Origin of the sequence: Halalkalibacter oceani (genome assembly GCF_040544555.1) — a bacterium.
Classification (GTDB): Bacteria; Bacillota; Bacilli; order Bacillales; family Bacillaceae_D; genus Halalkalibacter; species Halalkalibacter oceani.
Genome location: NZ_JBEPKD010000023.1, coordinates 18,043 through 36,784 on the forward strand (window position 1 = coordinate 18,043; position 18,742 = coordinate 36,784).

Annotated in this window: 15 protein-coding genes; 11 read left to right on the forward strand and 4 right to left on the reverse strand. The window is 49.3% G+C overall.

Annotated features, from left to right (window positions below; translation table 11 throughout):
- Window positions 1–12 precede the first annotated feature (12 nt).
- Both ABMB67_RS18615 and secA2 read right to left on the reverse strand, forming a co-directional pair.
- Window positions 13–915 carry an accessory Sec system S-layer assembly protein gene (locus ABMB67_RS18615; protein WP_354572993.1) on the reverse strand — a complete coding sequence of 301 codons (903 nt, stop codon included), beginning with the start codon at window positions 913–915 and terminating at the stop codon, window positions 13–15.
- Window positions 916–952: 37 nt separating this feature from the next.
- Entirely contained in the window at window positions 953–3,325 is a 2,373-nt protein-coding gene (secA2, locus tag ABMB67_RS18620) for an accessory Sec system translocase SecA2 (protein ID WP_354572994.1), read from the reverse strand.
- Between the two features lie 336 nt (window positions 3,326–3,661).
- On the opposite strand from secA2, the gene ABMB67_RS18625 reads away from it, so the two are divergent.
- From ABMB67_RS18625 to ABMB67_RS18645, 5 genes are all read left to right on the forward strand, one after another.
- Window positions 3,662–4,399 carry a WecB/TagA/CpsF family glycosyltransferase gene (locus ABMB67_RS18625; protein ID WP_354572995.1) on the forward strand — a complete coding sequence of 246 codons (738 nt, stop codon included), beginning with the start codon at window positions 3,662–3,664 and terminating at the stop codon, window positions 4,397–4,399.
- Window positions 4,396–5,964, forward strand: coding sequence for a putative polysaccharide biosynthesis protein (locus ABMB67_RS18630; protein WP_354572996.1), 1,569 nt, complete (start codon window positions 4,396–4,398; stop codon window positions 5,962–5,964). Before ABMB67_RS18625 ends, ABMB67_RS18630 begins: the two co-directional genes overlap by 4 nt.
- Before the next feature lie 49 nt (window positions 5,965–6,013).
- A complete protein-coding gene (locus tag ABMB67_RS18635; protein ID WP_354572997.1) occupies window positions 6,014–7,975 on the forward strand; it encodes a DUF5693 family protein in 1,962 nt (653 codons plus the stop codon).
- Window positions 7,972–9,033 carry a polysaccharide pyruvyl transferase CsaB gene (csaB, locus tag ABMB67_RS18640; protein ID WP_354572998.1) on the forward strand — a complete coding sequence of 354 codons (1,062 nt, stop codon included), beginning with the start codon at window positions 7,972–7,974 and terminating at the stop codon, window positions 9,031–9,033. Before ABMB67_RS18635 ends, csaB begins: the two co-directional genes overlap by 4 nt.
- Before the next feature lie 236 nt (window positions 9,034–9,269).
- Window positions 9,270–10,325: a glycosyltransferase family 4 protein gene (locus tag ABMB67_RS18645; protein WP_251224816.1), complete on the forward strand. Its 1,056-nt coding sequence runs from the start codon at window positions 9,270–9,272 to the stop codon at window positions 10,323–10,325.
- Window positions 10,326–10,941: 616 nt separating this feature from the next.
- On the opposite strand, the gene ABMB67_RS18650 is transcribed toward ABMB67_RS18645, so the two are convergent.
- Entirely contained in the window at window positions 10,942–11,928 is a 987-nt protein-coding gene (locus tag ABMB67_RS18650) for an LCP family glycopolymer transferase (RefSeq protein ID WP_251224815.1), read from the reverse strand.
- 145 nt (window positions 11,929–12,073) lie between these two features.
- Window positions 12,074–12,709: a YigZ family protein gene (locus ABMB67_RS18655; RefSeq protein WP_251224814.1), complete on the reverse strand. Its 636-nt coding sequence runs from the start codon at window positions 12,707–12,709 to the stop codon at window positions 12,074–12,076.
- Window positions 12,710–12,944: 235 nt separating this feature from the next.
- On the opposite strand from ABMB67_RS18655, the gene ABMB67_RS18660 reads away from it, so the two are divergent.
- The 6 genes from ABMB67_RS18660 (at window position 12,945) to ABMB67_RS18685 (ending at window position 18,648) form a co-directional block, all read left to right on the forward strand.
- Window positions 12,945–14,081 (forward strand): sensor histidine kinase, encoded by a 1,137-nt coding sequence (locus ABMB67_RS18660; RefSeq protein ID WP_251193636.1) that lies wholly within the window; start codon window positions 12,945–12,947, stop codon window positions 14,079–14,081.
- A 47-nt stretch (window positions 14,082–14,128) separates the two neighbouring features.
- The gene (locus tag ABMB67_RS18665; protein WP_354572999.1) at window positions 14,129–14,842 is read left to right on the forward strand and encodes a response regulator; all 714 of its coding nucleotides are present in this window, start codon (window positions 14,129–14,131) and stop codon (window positions 14,840–14,842) included.
- Window positions 14,843–15,205: 363 nt separating this feature from the next.
- The gene (locus ABMB67_RS18670) at window positions 15,206–16,069 is read left to right on the forward strand and encodes a DegV family protein (protein ID WP_354573000.1); all 864 of its coding nucleotides are present in this window, start codon (window positions 15,206–15,208) and stop codon (window positions 16,067–16,069) included.
- Window positions 16,070–16,096: 27 nt separating this feature from the next.
- Window positions 16,097–17,440 (forward strand): ATP-dependent helicase ComFA, encoded by a 1,344-nt coding sequence (locus tag ABMB67_RS18675; protein ID WP_354573001.1) that lies wholly within the window; start codon window positions 16,097–16,099, stop codon window positions 17,438–17,440.
- On the forward strand, window positions 17,437–18,132 hold the full coding sequence (locus ABMB67_RS18680; RefSeq protein ID WP_354573002.1) for a ComFC family protein: 696 nt from the start codon (window positions 17,437–17,439) through the stop codon (window positions 18,130–18,132). The genes ABMB67_RS18675 and ABMB67_RS18680 overlap by 4 nt, the downstream gene beginning before the upstream one ends.
- Before the next feature lie 75 nt (window positions 18,133–18,207).
- Window positions 18,208–18,648, forward strand: a complete 441-nt coding sequence (locus tag ABMB67_RS18685) for a TIGR03826 family flagellar region protein (RefSeq protein ID WP_251193631.1) — start codon at window positions 18,208–18,210, stop codon at window positions 18,646–18,648.
- The last annotated feature ends 94 nt before the right edge of the window (window positions 18,649–18,742 follow it).

Consider the following 18,742-nt stretch of genomic DNA (forward strand, 5'->3'; position numbering starts at 1 on the left):
AAAGAGAGAGGCTTATTTAGTTGGCGAGTAGGCCTTCCATTTGGACAGGTTCAGTTCTTCTTTTGTTACCATCTCTTTCGGGAAAATAAACGTCCACGGCTTGCTCGTATTGGCTTTTACCGTGAAATCATCAAGCTTGAACCCGCCTTTGGCGACTACTTCGCCGCTTGCGTCTTCGACATGAAGAGGCAGCTGCTCAAGGTTAATGTTCTTTTCCGTACCATTCCGGATCAGCATGGTAACGTGAAGGTCACCTTTCTCGTCCTTCTTCGCCTGAAGGCCCATGAAATTGACTTCGCCCGGCTTAGGCGGCTCGATTTTCTCGACCATGGCTTCCAGCTGCTGCTTGCTTTCCTTGGCCAGCGATGACTCCCATGACTTCGCCAAGTCGAGCGAATGCTTGCGCGAAGATGGCTTCAGTTGAAACGCGAGCTTCCAGCCGGTCGATGGCAATTCAGTGGTGAACAAGTCCTTGTCGCTGAACTTGAAGTACCATGGACGGCTGCTTCGTGCCGGGATCTCACCGACTTCTTTTAAATTGAATGCCTTTCTGCCAAGAAGAGTGCCATCCTCATTAAGTAAGACGAGCGTGACATCTTCGAGCGTAATCGCTTTGTCGAGACTGTTGCGAATAAAAGCTGTTACGCGGAAAAGACGCTCATTTTCAGGCAGTAAGCTGATCCCGGAAAGAGAAAGCTGGTTTGGCTTAAGAGGCTCGCATTCCAGGTTGAGAAATTGAAACGCATAAAAATCTTCCTTGGCCAGGTTCCAGGCAGGGTGAATCGACAATTCGGTTTCAATTTCCTCATCACCGCTGGAAGAAGACTCGTTAAGAAGCTCCTCTGAAGAGACCGGACTCTCCTGACCCGCTAATTCAGGTTTTTCATTTTTGTTTTTATTAAAGAATGGTAACATGCTTCGTTCCTCCTCATTTTCTCCTCTAAGCCAATCGTTATCTCGATTGCAGCTCGGCTTCTTTCTCTTTGAATCGCTTAACCACCCGTTGGAATTGAAGGCTGACATCGCGTTGCAGTCCGCTGTACATCATCTTAAAAAGCTCAAACCCTTCGCGCGTATAAATCCGCATCGGGTCTTCCTGGCTGTAACCGCGCAGCCCGATTCCTTCCTTCAGGCGGCTCATCTCTTCAAGATGACGTTGCCAATGAATATCAATATTCATCAAGATCACCTGTCTCGCTGCGATCTGCCCTTCCGGATCCTGACTGAATTCATCGAGGACATCGGTTACTTTTGCTAATGCCGGGGCGATATGGGCTTTTACATCATCCAGATCTTCCGGACGCTTCGTAAATGGCTCCAGATCCGGTAGAAGCAGCTGCCCGTATTTGACCAGGTCATCGAGCTGCCATTCTTCCGGCAAAAGCTCTTCCGCACAGTATCTGGCAATATGATCTTCGACCGTCGCTTCGACCATCGGCTTGATTAGAGCAGGTGTATCCTCCTGTTCGAGCGCGCGGTTGCGCAATGAATAAATGACGCCGCGCTGCTCGTTAATAATATCATCGAGCTTGAGCGTATATTCACGGGCGGCGTAATTATGATCCTCACACATCCGCTGCAGCCGGTCTACTAACGGATAAACATCTTCATTCGTAATCAAACCGTTTTCGTCGCAGTTATTCTGCGGATCGAATTTCTCTATATCCTCACGTCCGAAGCGCTGCAGCATTTCGTCGGCAAGCGAGATGAAAAATTGCGTCTCGCCCGGGTCTCCCTGACGTCCGGAACGACCGCGCAGCTGATTGTCAATCCTCCGGCTTTCATGACGCTCGGTTCCGATGACAAATAGACCGCCAAGCTCAGCTGCTCCTTCTCCGAGCATAATATCCGTTCCACGGCCAGCCATATTCGTCGCGATCGTGACTTGGCCTTTTTGACCGGCGAGGGAAATCAGCTGGACTTCTTTTTCGACGCTTTTGGCGTTTAACAATTCATAAGGAACTTGAATCTCGTCAAGATAGGTCGCCATCGTCTCCGATTGAATAATCGAGGTCGTTCCGATCAAGACAGGCTGTCCCTTTTCATGCCGTGCCTGAACTTCCTTCGCTACTGCCCGGTATTTATCTTCGGCAGTGGCAAAGACGAGCTCCTTATGATCTTGGCGAATTCGCGGTTTGTTCGTCGGAACTTGAACGACATCCATCCCGTAGAGCATTTGGAATTCGCGCTCTTCGGTCTTGGCGGTTCCTGTCATCCCCGACATTGTCGGATACATGCGGAAATAGTTTTGGACGGTAATGGAAGCTCTCGTTTTGTTTTCTTCGGTAATCGTCAGTCCTTCTTTTGCTTCCAGTGCCTGGTGAAGTCCATCGCTAAACGTCCGTCCTTCCATCACCCGTCCGGTGAACATATCGACAAGATGAAGCTCGCCGTCCTTGACGATGTACTCGACGTCCCGTCTGAACATGACGCGTGCCCGAAGTGCCTGAATCATAAAATGATAAAGCGTCTGATGCTCCAGGTCATACAGGTTATCGATTCCGAAGGCCCGTTCGATTTTTGTAATGCCCTGATCGGTTAAGCTCGCCGCTTTTAACAGGCTGTCATACATATAGTCCTCATTTTCTTTAAACCCTCTGGCAACTTTAGCGCCGATATAATAAAGATTTGGACTCACCTGGGTTTTTGAAGCGATAATAAGCGGTGTTTTCGCTTCATCGACAAGAACGCTGTCGATTTCATCGATAATCGCAAAATGATAAGGGCGCTGCACCCGCTGGCTGACATCTGTCACCATATTGTCACGAAGATAATCAAAGCCGAACTCATTTCCGACCCCGTACGTAATATCAGCCTTGTAGGCCACCTTTTTCTCGTCGGGGGTGAGCATCGGCACATTCAGGCCGACTGTCAGCCCGAGAAATTCATGAACCTGACCAATCAGTTCACGGTCACGCTTTGCTAAATATTCATTTACAGTAATGACATGGACCCCTTTGCCTTCTAAGGCGCGCAGGTAACTCGGCAAGGAAGCGACGAGTGTTTTTCCTTCGCCGGTTGGCATTTCGGCAATATCGCCGTCATTTAACACAAGTCCGCCAATTAATTGCACGTCGTAGTGGCGAAGGCCAAGCACGCGCTTGGCGGCCTCCCGCACGACGGCGAAAGCTTCGACTTTTATGGATTCAAGCTCGGCACCATTTTGTAATTGTTCTTTAAAGTAAACCGTTTTATGTTGGAGCTCTTTATCGGAGAGCTTCTCCAATTCTGGTTCAAGATTATTGACTTCCGCTACAACCTTTTCATACTTCTTGATTTTTCGTTGTTGTTCATCGCCAATAAGCTTCTTTATTGAGCGTAGCATTAGCTTCTCTCCTTCATTAGACATCATTTGTAAGTATAACACGACTTTATGAACCATTAATAGAGAAGAAACGACTGGGAATAAGAGGAATTGTCGATCCGCTGTCGAAAAATCAATTCCAAAACCTCCCGATTTTTGATATGATCGGCTAAGGTAGGGCTTATCCCCTTGTGGGATAAGCACGGAGCAATGAGCGTAGTCGCTACAATCCTTAAAAGCATAGAGAGAAGTGGGGTTCTTCTCTCTATGCGAGTAGCGCACGAAGCCATTGCCACACACTTTTCAAAAATCGATAATCGTTGATATTATATTATAGAAGTGAGTTGGTGAAAAACAATGTCAAATCGCACCGTTTCTGTTCTTGGTGTTGACTTTTTACATACGACAATGAACGAGATGATCGCGCGTCTTTCAGATCATTTGGAGCGTGAGGAAAAAGCATTTGTCGTCACAGCTAATCCGGAGATTGTGCTGCATGCGCAGGAGGATGAAGCGTACAGAACGTATCTTGCCAAGGCAAGCTATGTTACCGCGGATGGAATTGGCGTCGTGAAAGCGGCGGGACTGCTTGGTGATCCGCTGCCGGAGCGCGTAACGGGCTTCGATATGTTCCTCTCCTTATTGGAAGTGGCGAATGAGCGGAAATTCAGCGTTTATTTACTGGGCGCGAAAGAAGAAGTGTTAGAGAAAACGATTGCTGCGATCGAGAGACAATTTCCACAGGTCGAGGTGGCTGGTTCCCATCACGGCTATTTTGACTGGGATTCGACGGAAATTGAGGACGAAATCCGTTTGAAAAAACCGGACCTCGTTTTTCTTGCCCTTGGTTTTCCACGTCAGGAGAAGTGGATTGCCGAACGCTATGACCAGTTCGAGAAAGGAATCTTCATGGGGATTGGCGGGAGCTTTGACGTGTTAGCCGGTGAAGTGAAGCGCGCGCCTGTTTTTTGGCAGAAGATTCATCTTGAATGGTTCTACCGTCTTGTCAAACAGCCGTCCCGCTGGCGCCGGATGCTGGCGCTGCCGGTTTTTGCCGGACGGATTCTGCGTGAGAAACGGAAGAAGACATCATGAGCCGTTCTTCCTTTTTAAAGGGGGCGATTTGGCTAACGATCGCCACCTTTATTTCCAAGGTGCTCGGCAGTGCCTTCCGTATTCCTTTGCAAAATATTGCCGGTGATGAAGTACTTGGAATTTTCACCGCCGTTTATCCGGTGTACATGTCTGTCTTGATTATTACAGTGGCGGGCATTCCGCTGGCGATTTCAAAGCTGATTTCTACGGCGCGGGGGGAAGGGCGCACGGATGATATTTACTTCATCTATCGGACGGCGACGATTCTCGGCCTCGTTTTCGGAGTAGTGAGCTTTGCGCTGATGTTCACCTTCGCCGAAACCATTGCGATGCAGCTTGGTGGGCCGCTCGTTACATACTCCGTTATGGTCGTTTCCCTGGCGCTTATTTTCGCGCCGTATATGGCTGTTTACCGCGGCTTTTTCCAAGGGTTTGAGGATATGATGCCGACGGCGATTTCCCAGGTGCTGGAGCAGCTTGTTCGCGTGCTGCTCATTCTGGTCGCAGCCGTCTATTTAACGGCCCAGGCTTATTCGATTGATATTGTCGCCGGGGGCGTGATGATCGGCTCCGCTGTTGGCGTCGTGCTCGCACTTATTTATTTGAAAATCATTTTTGCGAAAAGCAAGCTTCTTCCGAAAAAACGGGCAGCCTATAACTGGAGCCAGTTTAAACGGTGGAGCAAGCGAATTCTGATCGTATCCTTGCCGATTTGCTTCGGGGCGCTGACGATGGCGCTGCTAAACGTCGTCGATTCCTTGACCGTACCGCGGCAGCTGGGAGCGATGGGACATACAAGTGAAGAGATTACAAGGTTATATGGTATTTACGGGCGCGGACAGGCGCTCGTCCAGGTCGCTGTTGTGTTTGCCAGCGCTTTGATCCTGCCGCTTATTCCGGCGATCACGAAAGCCCTGACAGAACAGAGGCAGGCAGATGCTTCAGCGTTGATGACAAAGGCGACGACTTTTACGCATTTGACATCATGGCCTGTAGCGGCCGGGATGACAGCTGTGACAATCCCGATGAATGTGGTGTTATTTGGCGATGCGCTTGGAAGTGAGGTTATTTTCGTCCTTTCGATCAGCGCCCTGTTTACGTCCTTTACCGTGCTTAGCACCGGGATGCTGCAGGGGGCTAACCGCGAGCGTGCCGCGGCCGTCATTGTCCTTATTTTTTCTATAGTAAAAGTAGTCTTGAATCTTCTCCTCGTGACAAGATTCGGGGTTCTCGGTGCGGCGGTTTCCACGCTCGTCACCTATATTTTCATTACGATTGTAAATCTGTTCGTTCTCTATCGGACGATAAGCTATGCCTGGCTGAAGCGGTCGCATGTCGTCTTTGCCGGGGCAAGTCTTGTCATGGCGGGAGTGCTCGGGCTGTTGCACTGGTTCGTTGTTAACGAGGAATGGTCGCGGGGCGTCATGGCGCTTTATTTGACAGGGGCGATCGTGCTGGGAGCGGTGATTTTTGTTGGACTTGTTCTGGCGCTGAAGGGAATCGACCGCTCATTGCTGCAATCATTGCCGGTCGTCTCGAAATTTGTCGCCAAGGAGCGTACATAAAGGTCATCGATAGAAGTGTAAAATCAAAAGCTGAAAGGATGTCATTACGTTGGTAAAAAAAGGTCTTTGGATTGTGGTGATCCTGGCGCTGCTCGTCTCGATTCCATCTTTAATTGAACGAGTACAAGTTGAGCAGCAAAACCGTTCATATGAAGTCGTCATGCCTTATGAGCAATTTGCTCAGTGGCCGGATATGCTGGAGGGATCGCTTGATGCCGGACAAGCCTTGGCTGAATTAAGAGAAAACGGCTTAACCTCGATTAGTATTGAGCCGCTGACGATTTCTGATCTCGTTGAAGACGGGGTGTTTGAACGCATTCAACGAAGTGAGATTGAGCATGAGCATCCAGAGGCACGGGGAGAGCTCCCGGAAAACAACGGGCAATTCGTCAAGCTGCTGGAGAAGGACAGTGAATACATCGATACTGTCGAAGAGGTGTACAACAATCACTATGCGATTATGACAGAGGAAGGGATTCTTCCTAATCGTCTTCATGTTTCTTTTCATGCCTATGACGATGATGCTTACTTGTTTCTTCCTTATGAAGTGAGTTTAAATGCGATGCCTGTCGGCTTTGACCGTGAGGCGCTGCAATTGATTGATGACGCCGGCTTGCATATCATACCGCGTTTACCGAATCATTTTATGAATATCCACAATGAAAATCATTATGTGTATGACATGCTTGACATGCTCGTTGAGGAATACGGGGCTGAGGCTCTTTCCTTTACAGGAAATGATGTCGTCGGCGCTGATAATCCGGAAGAGCTGCGGACCTTCGCCCGGAAGGCAAAAGAGCTCGGCCTGGCGATTGTCACGATTGACTTCAATGACCAACGTGGAATGAGTGCCTTTTTACGCGTTGGCGAGCTGGAGGAAAATGTCGTCCGGCTGTTTAGCATGACGCTTGGAAAAGGAAGAGAAGCTACAACTTATGTTGATGAGGTCGAAAAAGCGTTGCGCGGCTATAAGGAACGCAATATCCGCATGCTCTACGTCAATCCGGTGATGAACTTCCCGACCGGAATGGAGACGTATCACCACCCAGGTGAAGCGTTGACGGGCTACACGTATACGCTTGAAATGCTTGAGTTGTTGACAAACCAGCTTGGAGCAGATCAGGCCGGGACAGCCCAGCCGTTTCAGTCGTTTTCGCAGCCATTTATCATCACCCTGCTAGTCTTGGCAGGAACGGTCGCTTTCCTGAGCTTAACGGGTTTGGCCCTCCATCGCTATCTCGGTGTACTCGCCGCGGTCGGCGCTCTTGGGTTAAGTGCACTGGCGCTGCTTCATGTCGACGTCGCCCTGAAAGGTCTCGCCTTACTAACGGCGATTAGCGGGGCGGTTTATGCCGGCTTAGCTGTTGACCGGATTAAAGATTGGAAGCAGCTAGTCTGGCAATATGCGTTATCAGCAGCAATCGCCTTAACGGGAGCGTGGCTTGTGATCGCGCTGCTTTATGGACCGACCTTTGTCATGAAAGTGGATGAGTTCAGAGGGGTGAAGGTGCTTGCCGCTGTGCCGGTTCTTGTTGTCGGGTTTGTGCTGTTTGCTTCCTTCTTGAAGAAGCTGATGAATGAGCCGGTGCGCTATTGGCATGTCGTGATCATGGGGCTCGTTGTCGGTGTACTTGGTTTCTATGTGTGGCGGACGGGAAATGCCGCGTTGACGCTGCCGTATGAGCTTGAATTTAGATACTGGCTTGAATCAGTGTTATATGTACGTCCGCGCACGTCGGAATTTCTTGTCGGATTTCCACTATTTGTGCTCGGCCTGTACTTGCGGATGAAAAACGAAAAAGCGGCGCCGCTCTTTATTACATTGGGGATGCTCGGCTTCGCTTCGATGGTCGGCACGTTTACTCACTTGCATACCGCTCTGCTTGTTTCCTTAATCAGAACGGGCTACGGCCTTGTATTTGGTTTTTTGATCGGGCTTGTGCTTATTTTCATCTATCGCCTGATCATCCGTTACGTGTACCCTGAAGTAAGAAAGAGGTGGCTTGGATGAGGCTCGTATTATCTGGCTATTACGGCTTTGATAATGTCGGCGATGAAGCGATCTTGTACGCGATTATAAGCGCGTTGCGTGAGGCCGATCCGGCGGTTGAGATTACGGTTCTCTCCAACCAGCCGGAGCAAACCGCCTCCAAGTATCAAGTGAAGGCTGTTAACCGGTGGAAGATAAAAGAGATCATCCGGGCGATCCGTTCCTCTGATGGGGTGATTAGCGGCGGCGGCAGCCTGCTTCAGGATAAGACGGGAAACCGCAGCGTCATTTACTATTCGGCGGTGATGTGGATCGCCAAATGGCTGCGTAAGCCTTATTATGTCTATGCTCAAGGGATCGGCCCCCTGCAAAGCAAACGGAATCAGGCGATTGTCAGACGGACATTGAACGGCAGTCGGCTGCTCACCGTCCGCGATGCAGAATCGAAACAATTGCTCGAACGGATTGGCGTGACGAAGCCGATTGCGCAAGTGCCTGATCCAGTGCTCGGCTTAACTCCGGCTCAGTCTGAGGATCGTTTCGTCGCGGCGCCGTATATTGCCGTTTCAGTGCGCGACTGGCCGAGTGAGCATCATTTTAAGCAAGAGCTGGCCCACAGCCTCGACAGGCTTGCCGCGGAAGGTTATCCGATTGTTTTCGTGCCGATGCACGGTGAGCATGATGCAAAAGCATCGGAGGAAACACGGCAGCTGATGACGGCCGAGGCGACGCTTGCTCCGCATGAAGCAACGATTATGGAAAAAATAAAGTGGATCACAGACAGCGAGCTGCTGATCGGGATGCGGCTTCATGCGCTAATTTTCGCCGCGGTTGGTGATACGCCTTTTGTCGCGCTGTCCTATGATCCGAAGATTGATTCCTTTGCCAAGCTGTGCCGCCAGCCGGTCGCCGCTCATGTCAATGAAAAATGGGAAGCGGAAACGCTTTATGAGCAAGCTGACGTTCAGCTTAGCAAGAGAGAGCAGGCCATCACTGATATGCAGCTTTATACGAAGGAAGCGCGGCAAAAAGCGAGACAGACCGCTTATGATATCCTTCAGGGAAAGAGTAGCATCTAACAAGCGATTTTCCTCTTTTAACATGTTTCAGAACTAGGCGAGCAGGGAAAAGATGGATGACATTTTCGGAAATGTGTGAAATTGTGGCAGCCGTTAGGGATTGTTAAGAAATGACTGTGCCTGGTTGCTTTATTTATGCTATAATCCGAAAAGGTAATAGATTAAAAGAGTGTGAATGACGAAAGAAAATCATAAAAAGAGATAAGTTGGAGAAGGTAGAAATAAGGAGGGTCAGCATGCTTGTTTTAGCATTAGTGATTTGCTTCATCGTGACGGTTTTGATTACTCCGGTTGTGAAGCGTTTTGCGATTAAAATTGGCGCCACAGACAAGCCTAATCATCGTAAAGTTCACCAGAAGGTGATGGCTCGGCTCGGCGGTTTAGCGATATATATTGGTTTTTTAGTTGGATTTTTGATTTTGCAGCCGGAAAGCAGCTATACGATCCCGATTTTAATCGGCGGCTTCATTATTATTGTGACTGGTTTTCTTGATGATATGATTGAGCTGTCGGCGAAATGGAAGCTGCTTGGACAGGTCGCGGCCGCAGCTGTTGTCGTCTATGGCGGTGTCCAGGTGGAGTTTATCAACTTGCCGTTTGAGATGCAGCTGGAGTTTGGCTGGTTCAGCATTCCATTAACGTTGCTCTGGATTATCGGGGTAACGAATGCGATTAATTTAATTGACGGGCTTGATGGGCTTGCGGCTGGTGTATCGTCGATCGTGCTGCTGACGATTACCGGTATTGCGATTATGGATGGCAGCATGTTCGTCGCCGCTTTAGGTGTCATTCTGTTAGGAAGTACGCTCGGCTTTCTCGTTCATAACTTTAACCCGGCGAAAATCTTCATGGGGGATACAGGAGCTTTATTCCTCGGTTTCATGATTTCGGTGATCGCCCTGCTCGGCTTTAAAAATGTCACGGTTTCCTCATTGCTAGTGCCGATTGTCATTTTAGCGATTCCGATTTCGGACACCCTGTTTGCGATTATCCGTCGCCTTGTACAGAAAAAACCGTTATCAGCACCGGATAAATCTCATTTGCACCACTGTCTGTTACGGCTCGGACTGACGCACAGACAGACGGTGCTGACGATTTACGCGATGACGGCGTTCTTCAGCCTCGCCGCGGTCATGATGACGATGGCGACGTTCTGGACATCTGTTCTGATCATTTTCGTCCTGCTCTTTGCCATTGAGTTTCTAGTGGAGCGAGTCGGCCTGATCAGCAAGGATTATCGTCCGATGATGAATTTCTTAAGACGGCTGGCCAATGCCAGACGACCGCTATAAAGCGTATGGAAAAAAATAAAACAAACCTGGTTAGCATGGAGTAGCAATGGCTACACACGCCACAAGCCCGATGTGAGTTGGTTTCTCACATCGGGCTTTAAAAGATCGTGGCGGCTCCGCTCATTGCTTAGTCTGGCCGAAGTTCAAGGATGGCTCTGTCCCGCCTTTGGAGGCACAGGGTGTTGGGAATAAGATTCCGTTATTTTTCTATTTTGACGCTCATCTGTGCAACAATAGGAACGAGATTCCGTTACTAGGCAAAAACAAGCGGTTCAACCACCTTGTCACCGACAATAGCGGAATGAGGTTCCTTGTACCCCAACGAGAAGGGCCCTGAAAGCGAAATAACGGAATGACGTTCCCTCTGCTCCTCATTTACTGGTGCGGACTTCAGGTATCTTCCTGCCAATCGTCAAATGCGAAATAAGAGCTTGAGACAAAACTAGCCTTGGACCTACTGGCAATGGCTTCACACGCCACAAGCCCGATGTGAGTTGGTTTCTCACATCGGGCTTTGGAAAGATCGTGGCGGCTCCGCTCATTGCTTAGAGAGGCTGGGAAAAAGGTAAAAAAACAACCTTTTTCCCAGCCTCTTATTTTAAAATGGTGGCTCCTGTTAGCTCGCTTCATCCTGAGCCGGTTCGATCAGCCCAAGGTGGGTCTGGAAGGTAACGGACAGCTCGCGGACTGAATCCGGGTCAAGCTCGTAATAGTAAACACCGTTAATTCTGGCATCGCGTCCGGCCAAATGCAACGACTCAATCGAATGTAACGAGCCGGCATAGGAATGGAGTGCTAACATGTTACCGAATGTTAAATTCGTTGAAAGATGAGTCTCCACACTTTGTAACACTTCATCGTAATTGTTAATCGAAGAGAGGGAGGCTCCTTTGGCGATGATCGCTTTAATGATCTCCTGCTGGCGCTCACCGCGTCCTAAATCGCCGCGTGGGTCCTGTTTACGCATCCGCGCAAAGGCTAATGCTTCTTCTCCGTTTAACGTCTGTAATCCTTGTTCTAAAGCGATTGCGTCGTGCTGATCGTGACTGTCCATTTCCGTAAAGGCGAATGGCACGTCAACTTCAATTCCGCCAAGCGCATCCACAATCTCAACAAAAGCAACGAAATTCAGCTTCGTATAATAGTCGACTGGAATGTCAAACAGCTGCTCGACTGTCTCCACCGCTAAATCAACTCCGCCAAAAGCATGGGCGTGGTTAATTTTATCCTGATTTCTGCGGCCGGGAATGTCAACAAGGGAGTCGCGGGGGATATTTAACAGTTTGATCGTCCCGAGCTCCTTATTAAAGGTTGCGAGCAGCATGGCATCGGTTCGCCCTCCGAGATCGCCATCGCGGTCATCGACACCAAGAAAGAGAATGGAAATGTTATCCTTGCTCGGTGAAACCGGTTCTTCCCGTTTTTCTGATTTCTCTCCGCGCTGAAGGTCCTGCTGTGTGGCTGAGGATACATCTTGCAGTTTAAGAAAAAAATAACCTATCGTCCCGCCAAGGATCAGGAAGGAGGCAAGGCCAATAATTATAAATGTCCGCATAACTCGTTTCGTTCTTCGCTTGCGCTTGCTTACTCTAGATTGCGTCATCGCAATACCTCACTTCTATCTTGAAAGATACTAATCTCCCCCATAATAGCGAAAAAGAGAGAGAACGTAAAGAAGAAGATTAAGACAGTTTTAGAGATTGATAGAAGGAGGCGCCGCTGACCGGCGATTTCGCAGCAATCCGTCATCAAACCGTGCTTTCTAAATAAAGCTCGTCCCCGCTTTTGACAGTCGCCTGCCCGTTCGTTAAATTTGTGATCCACTCATGGAACGATTCCAGCTGATCCGGTTCGACGTACGCCTGGACATCGACCTGCTCAAGGTAGTCAATCCCTTTCATTTTATAAGGAGATTCCCTTAAAGCATGCTCGACTTTTCCGAGCCAGTGATAGTCGATTTCGGTGTGGACAGTGTGGACGAGTGTCCGTTGGACAACACCGACAGCCTGAAGGCCTTCGCTGACCGCACTTCCATATGCCCGGATCAATCCACCTGCGCCAAGTTTAATGCCGCCAAAGTAACGGGTGACGACGACCGCGGTGTCCTTTAAGCCGCGTTTTTTTAACACTTCAAGCATCGGAACGCCTGCGGTGCCGCTCGGCTCTCCGTCATCATTGGCTTTTTGAATATGGTCGGCTTCGCCAATCAAATAAGCCGAGCAATTATGCGTGGCGTTCCAATGCTCTTTTTTGATTCGTTCGATGAAACGCTGCGCCTCCTCCTCGGTTTCCGCCCTCGTAAAATGGGCGATAAATCTTGATTTCTGGATAACAATTTCATGTGATCCTTCCCCTTTCACGGTTTGATAGGTGGAAAGTGGCATGATAATTCCTCCTTCTTTTTTCATAGTTTTACAAATATCAGTTATCGGGGTGTAATATTGATCTGATACGATGGGATCGTCAGAAAGCGTAGTAATTATGTCGCCTATTATAGGTATAATTCAATGATTCTTTGTGCTTTCATTAGAAGATGATGTAAGATAAGAATAGCGAAAACAGCCTATGGGCGCAAATCTCATGCGCAGGCTGGACGAAGGATGAGGCTGGTGATGACGCTTGACTGACACAACGTTGCTCGACAAGATTATTACAAATACCTTGGAAGCAGTCGGGGAGAGCCGGGAGCAGATTTTTGAAATTGGTGAAAAGTCCCGGGCCGAATATGTAAGTCTTGCAGAAGAGCTAAAACAAGTGCGTTTAAAAGTAGCGGCCATTATTGAAAAAACAGATCAAACGCAACTTCGTGCCCGCTTTGCGCGAAATCGGCTTGTGGAAGTAAGCCGGGCCTTTGACAAATTCAGCGGAGAGGAAGTCCGGGCGGCCTATGAACAGGCGAATGATTACCAGGTTCAATTAGCCGTGCTGGAGCAGGAAGAAATTCAGCTGCGGGAACGAAGAGACCATATTGAACGACGGCTTGTCAACCTGAATGATACGGTGGAGCGGGCCGAGGAACTGGCGGGACAGATGGCGGTCATTTACAACTTTTTGTCAACAGACTTAAAGCAGGTCGGAGATGCGATTGAGGATGCAAGGCAAAAGCAAGCCTTCGGTCTGAAAATTATTCAGGCCCAGGAGGAAGAACGAAAGAAGCTTTCGCGTGAAATTCACGACGGACCTGCGCAAATGATGGCAAATGTTTTACTGCGATCTGAGCTAATTGAACGAATTTATCAAGAAAAAGGAATTGAAGAGGCGTTAAATGAGATTCGAGACTTGCGAAAAATGGTGAAATCCTCACTTGTCGAAGTGAGACGGATTATTTACGACTTACGTCCGATGGCTCTCGATGACCTTGGCCTTGTTCCGACTCTTGCGAAATATTTGAAAACATTTCAGGAGCATAACCAAATCACGACTGTGTTTCGCCAGATCGGCAAGGATAAGCGGCTCCCGCAGGAATTTGAAATTGCCTTATTTCGCCTTGTACAGGAAGCAGTACAAAATGCCTATAAGCACGGTGAAGCCTCTGAAATCCAAGTGAAAATTGAAATCAAAGCGACAAAGGTTATAATAATTATTAAAGATGATGGCAAAGGCTTCGATCCGGCGATAACAGAGAAAGAAGGCTCTTTTGGACTGATCGGGATGAAAGAGCGGGTCAATATGCTCAAAGGCCAGCTCACCATCCAGTCGAAACCGAAAGCCGGTACTGTCATTGTGATCGAGGTGCCCTTTCGCTCTGCCACATAAGAAATGAGATGAAAAGAAAATAAAAGCCCGTATATAACGGAGAGGTGATGACAGTGACAGAAACAAATGAAAAGAAGATAAGTATCGTCCTCATCGACGATCACCAATTATTCAGAGAAGGCGTAAAGCGTATTCTGGCCATGGAGGATGAATTTGAAGTAGTAGCCGATGGCGAAGATGGTTCCGATGCCCTCCAGCTTGTCAAGGAATACCGTCCGGATGTCATCCTGATGGATATTAATATGCCGCAAATGAATGGAATCGAAGCGACGCGGGAGCTGACCAAGGCTTTTCCGAATGTAAAGGTGCTCGTCCTTTCCATTCATGATGACGAATCGTATGTTACCCACGTTCTTAAGACCGGCGCTTCCGGTTATTTATTGAAGGAAATGGATGCGGCAGCTCTTGTGGAAGCTGTTAAGGTTGTAGCCTCCGGTGGTGCTTACATTCATCCGAAGGTAACGCACAATTTAATTAAGGAATATCGCCGTCTGGCGACAGAGGATGAGGAGCATGAGGATTCAATCGGGTACCGCGAAGTGGAATACCGGAAGCCGTTACATATTCTCACCCGGCGCGAGTGCGAGGTTCTTCAGCTGATGACCGACGGACAGAGCAATCGGGCGATTGGCGAATCACTCTATATTAGTGAGAAAACGGTGAAAAACCACGTTAGTAACATCCTTCAGAAAATGAACGTCAATGACCGGACGCAGGCCGTTGTCGAAGCAATTAAAAAGGGCTATGTCATCGTCCGCTAACGGACAGGCTGCCATTGTAAACGAAAAAGCATCTCTAGTCCAAGCAGACAGAAGAGATGCTTTTTCGTCGAGGCGGGCTGGCCCGCCTATCCCCCCTCATCGGAACAGGATTCCGCTATTTCTCTCATTTGCTGCTCCTTTCGGCGACAAGCGGAACGAGTGGACCTCTTAATTCCGGCAAAAGACTATCTTCCGTCTTGCCTCGTTTTCCTTCATCGTCTGCTCTTTTTCAAACATCGTCGTTTGAGACAGCTCCTATCAAAATTTACCTTTTGCCTTTCTGCTATTGAATCGTTGTTTGCCCGGCGTGTACAATAAATAATGAATGAGCATGCGTATTAATGATAAAGTGAGGCTTTTGCTATGAATAAAAACGTTGCGATTGTAACGGACAGTACCGCCTACCTGCCAAAAGAGGAGCGGGAGCGTCTTTCGATTTATATGGTACCATTAAGTGTCATTTTTGCTGAGAAAACGTACAAGGAAGAGCTGGAGCTGACGACGGAGGAGTTCTATAAAAAGCTAGAAGGCGCTGAACAGCTTCCGACGACTTCCCAGCCATCAACGGGCCAGTTTGTTGAGCTGTTTACCGACCTGAAGAAACAAGGCTATCAGCAGGTCGTCACGCTACATCTTTCAAGTGGAATCAGCGGCACCTTTCAAAATGCGCTAACCGCAGGCGAGATGGTCGACGGGCTTGAGGTCCACGGCTTTGATTCGGAGATTGCCTGCTATGCGCTCGGCTTTTTCGTCAGGGAAGCAGCGCAGCTTGCCCTGAAAGGAGCCGGAGTGAGCGAGATTGTAACCCGGCTTGAGGAAATAAAGGCGACGCTGAAGGCGTATTTTATGGTCGCTGATTTGGGCCATCTCCATCGGGGCGGACGGCTGAGCGGCGGTCAGCTTCTCGTCGGTAATTTATTGAAGATCAAGCCGATCCTTCATTTCGTCGACGGAAAAATTGTCCCCTTTGAAAAAGTACGAACCGAAAAAAAGGCGATCGACCGCATCCTCCAGACGCTGGATCAAGATCTTCGTTCCGACGGCCGCTATGAAGTGACAGTCATCCATGCGATGCGTCCGGAAGCAGCCGAGCAGCTGGCTGCCGACATTCGTGAAAACTATGACAATGTCGTCGACGTCGTCATCAGCGTCTTTGGCCCGGTAATCGGCACCCATCTCGGACCGGGCAGCCTTGGCATCTCCTGGTACAAGCAGGCTGAGGCGTAATAGTAAAAAAACAAAGAGGTGAGGACTATGCTGAAATATGCCCCTATTTTTGCAGGGAAGCGATTGCTGCGTTCGGAAATTCCCCTTCCCTCGCATATCCTGGCAGAGCTTGAACAAAAGCAGCTGATCAGACGTGAAGCGGGTCTTGTTACCGAGAAGGGGAGACTGACGTGCCGCCGCTGCAATAACAGGGATCCTTTTTTAATCGGCAGCCACCTTTGCGCGAAATGCGGCGAGCGTTGTCATTATTGCCGGCATTGCCTGACGCTCGGCAAGGTGAGCCAATGTGAGCCGCTGTTCTCCTGGCAGGGCTTGATTCCCCAGCTGCCAGAGGTTGCGGAAAGCCTAAGCTGGAGCGGCGCTCTCTCAGCAGGACAGCAGCGGGCCGCCATTGCGGTGAAAGAAGCGATTAGGCAGCAAAAACGGCTGCTCATCTGGGCGGTTACAGGAGCGGGCAAAACAGAGATCCTTTTCCCTGGGCTGGAGCAAGCTTTTTCAGAAGGGAAGAGAGTCCTTCTCGCCACCCCGCGAGCGGACGTCGTTAAGGAGCTTGAACCGCGTCTGCGCCGCAGCTTTCCACGCATCGCCATTTCTGCCCTCTACGGTGGAAGCCGTGATCGTCACCGTTACAGCCAGCTTGTCATCGCCACGACCCATCAGATTCTCCGCTTTTATCGCACATTTGACGTTGTCATCGTTGACGAGGTCGACGCCTTTCCTTATTCTTACGATCAAAGTCTCGCCTACGCAATCTCCCAGGCTGAAAAAAAGCAGGCAGCACGCATTTACTTGAGCGCCACTCCTAGTCAAGCACTGCGCTCCGAACCGCTAGAAGTGATCAAGATCCCCCGTCGCTTTCACGGCTTTCCTTTGCCCGAACCGCGCTTTAGCTGGTGCGGAAATTGGCAGAAACACTTGAAAAAGGGCAAACTCCCTGCCGTTCTGCTGCGCTGGCTGACAGAACACCTCAATAAACGTAAGCCGATTCTCCTTTTCGTTCCAACCGTTTCCTTTCTCCATCAAGCTACCCGTCTTCTTCAGAACGATTCTTATGACGCCGTCTCTGTGCACGCGAATGATTCCGGGCGCCATCAACGAATAGAAGCCTTTCGCCAGCAGAAAACCGCGATTTTAGTAACGACGACGATTCTTGAACGGGGCGTCACGTTTCCCGGTGTTCAGGTCGCGGTGCTCGGAGCAGACCATCGGATTTTTACCGAGACGGCGCTCGTCCAAATCGCCGGACGTGTCGGGAGATCAGCCGCACAGCCGGATGGCGATGTCATCTTTTTTCATTATGGCATTTCACAGGCGATGCGCGCTGCCAAACGCCATATCCAGCTGATGAATCAGGAGGCGAGTACGAAATGAGCCGCTGTTTGTTTTGCCATCAACCTTTTTTTGAACGGGTGAGCTGGCACGGACTTTTGCTGTTGGAGGAAGAGAGCGCGCTTTGTCCGGAATGCGAGACCCAGCTGATCACGCTTGAAGGGCGCCGCTGTCACATCTGCTCCCGCGCTCTTCGTAATGATGAAAGGATCTGTCATGATTGCCTGCGCTGGCAGCAGCGGCAAGAAACGGCCGACCTGCTTGAACGCAACATGTCACTCTATCAATACAATGCTTTTTTAAAGGAAGTGATCACGATGTTCAAATTCCGCGGCGATGCTGAGCTGGCGCGCTTTTTTGCCGGACGGCTAAAGGCGCTTTATCAAAAAGAATTTCGCGGTTACTTGCCGGTCGAGATCCCGCTCAGTGAAGCGAGACTCAAGGCGAGAGGATTCAATCAATCAGTGCTGCTGATGGAGGGCTGGGCTGAGGAAACAAAGCTACTGCAAAGAGCGAGCGGGGAGAAACAGAGCAAGCGGAGCCGCAGGCAGAGAATTGCCCGGATCAACGAGCAGCCGTTTCATCTCACACAGTTAGCGAAACCGTTGATTGAAGGAAAAAAGCTTGTTTTGATTGATGACATCTATACGACGGGAACGACGGTCCGGCAGGCGGCGCGGATATTGAAGCGCCACGGGGCAGAGCGCATCGCTTCCTTGACAATCGCACGGTAAAAAGAGACTAGAGACTATTGTCATATACGCATCAGGCAGTATAATAAAAGAAAGGAATGGAAAGGGGAATGATTCATGAAAAACGTAGCCAATTGTCCACGTTGCGGCCGGATTTTTGTTAAGGCGTTACGCCCTATTTGCCAGCAGTGTTTTAAAGAGCAAGAGGATAACTATGATAAGGTGTCGAAGTTCATGCGGCGCAAGCAAAACAGAATGGCTTCCATTCAGGAAGTTCATGAAAAGACAGAAGTCTCGTTAGAAGAGATTCATATGTTTGTCCGCGAGGGCAGGTTGCTCACCACTCATTTCCCCAACCTCGGTTATCCGTGCGATTCATGCGGCACAATGATTCAGGAAGGCCGCCTTTGCAGCAGCTGCAAAGACGCGATTACCGGCGATCTTGAAAAGCTTGAAAAAGAAAAAGAGTTCGTTGAGCGGAAAAAGGAAACGGAAAAAGAGAAAAACAGGGTGACGACTTATCATTCTCTTAACAGCCGATTTAATAAAAATGAATAAACATTTTTGAGAAATGTGCCGATATAATGAGTAGGAGATGTTTCAAAAGGGAAAACCCTCTTTGAGACAGCTCTTCGGCACATTTTTTCTTTTG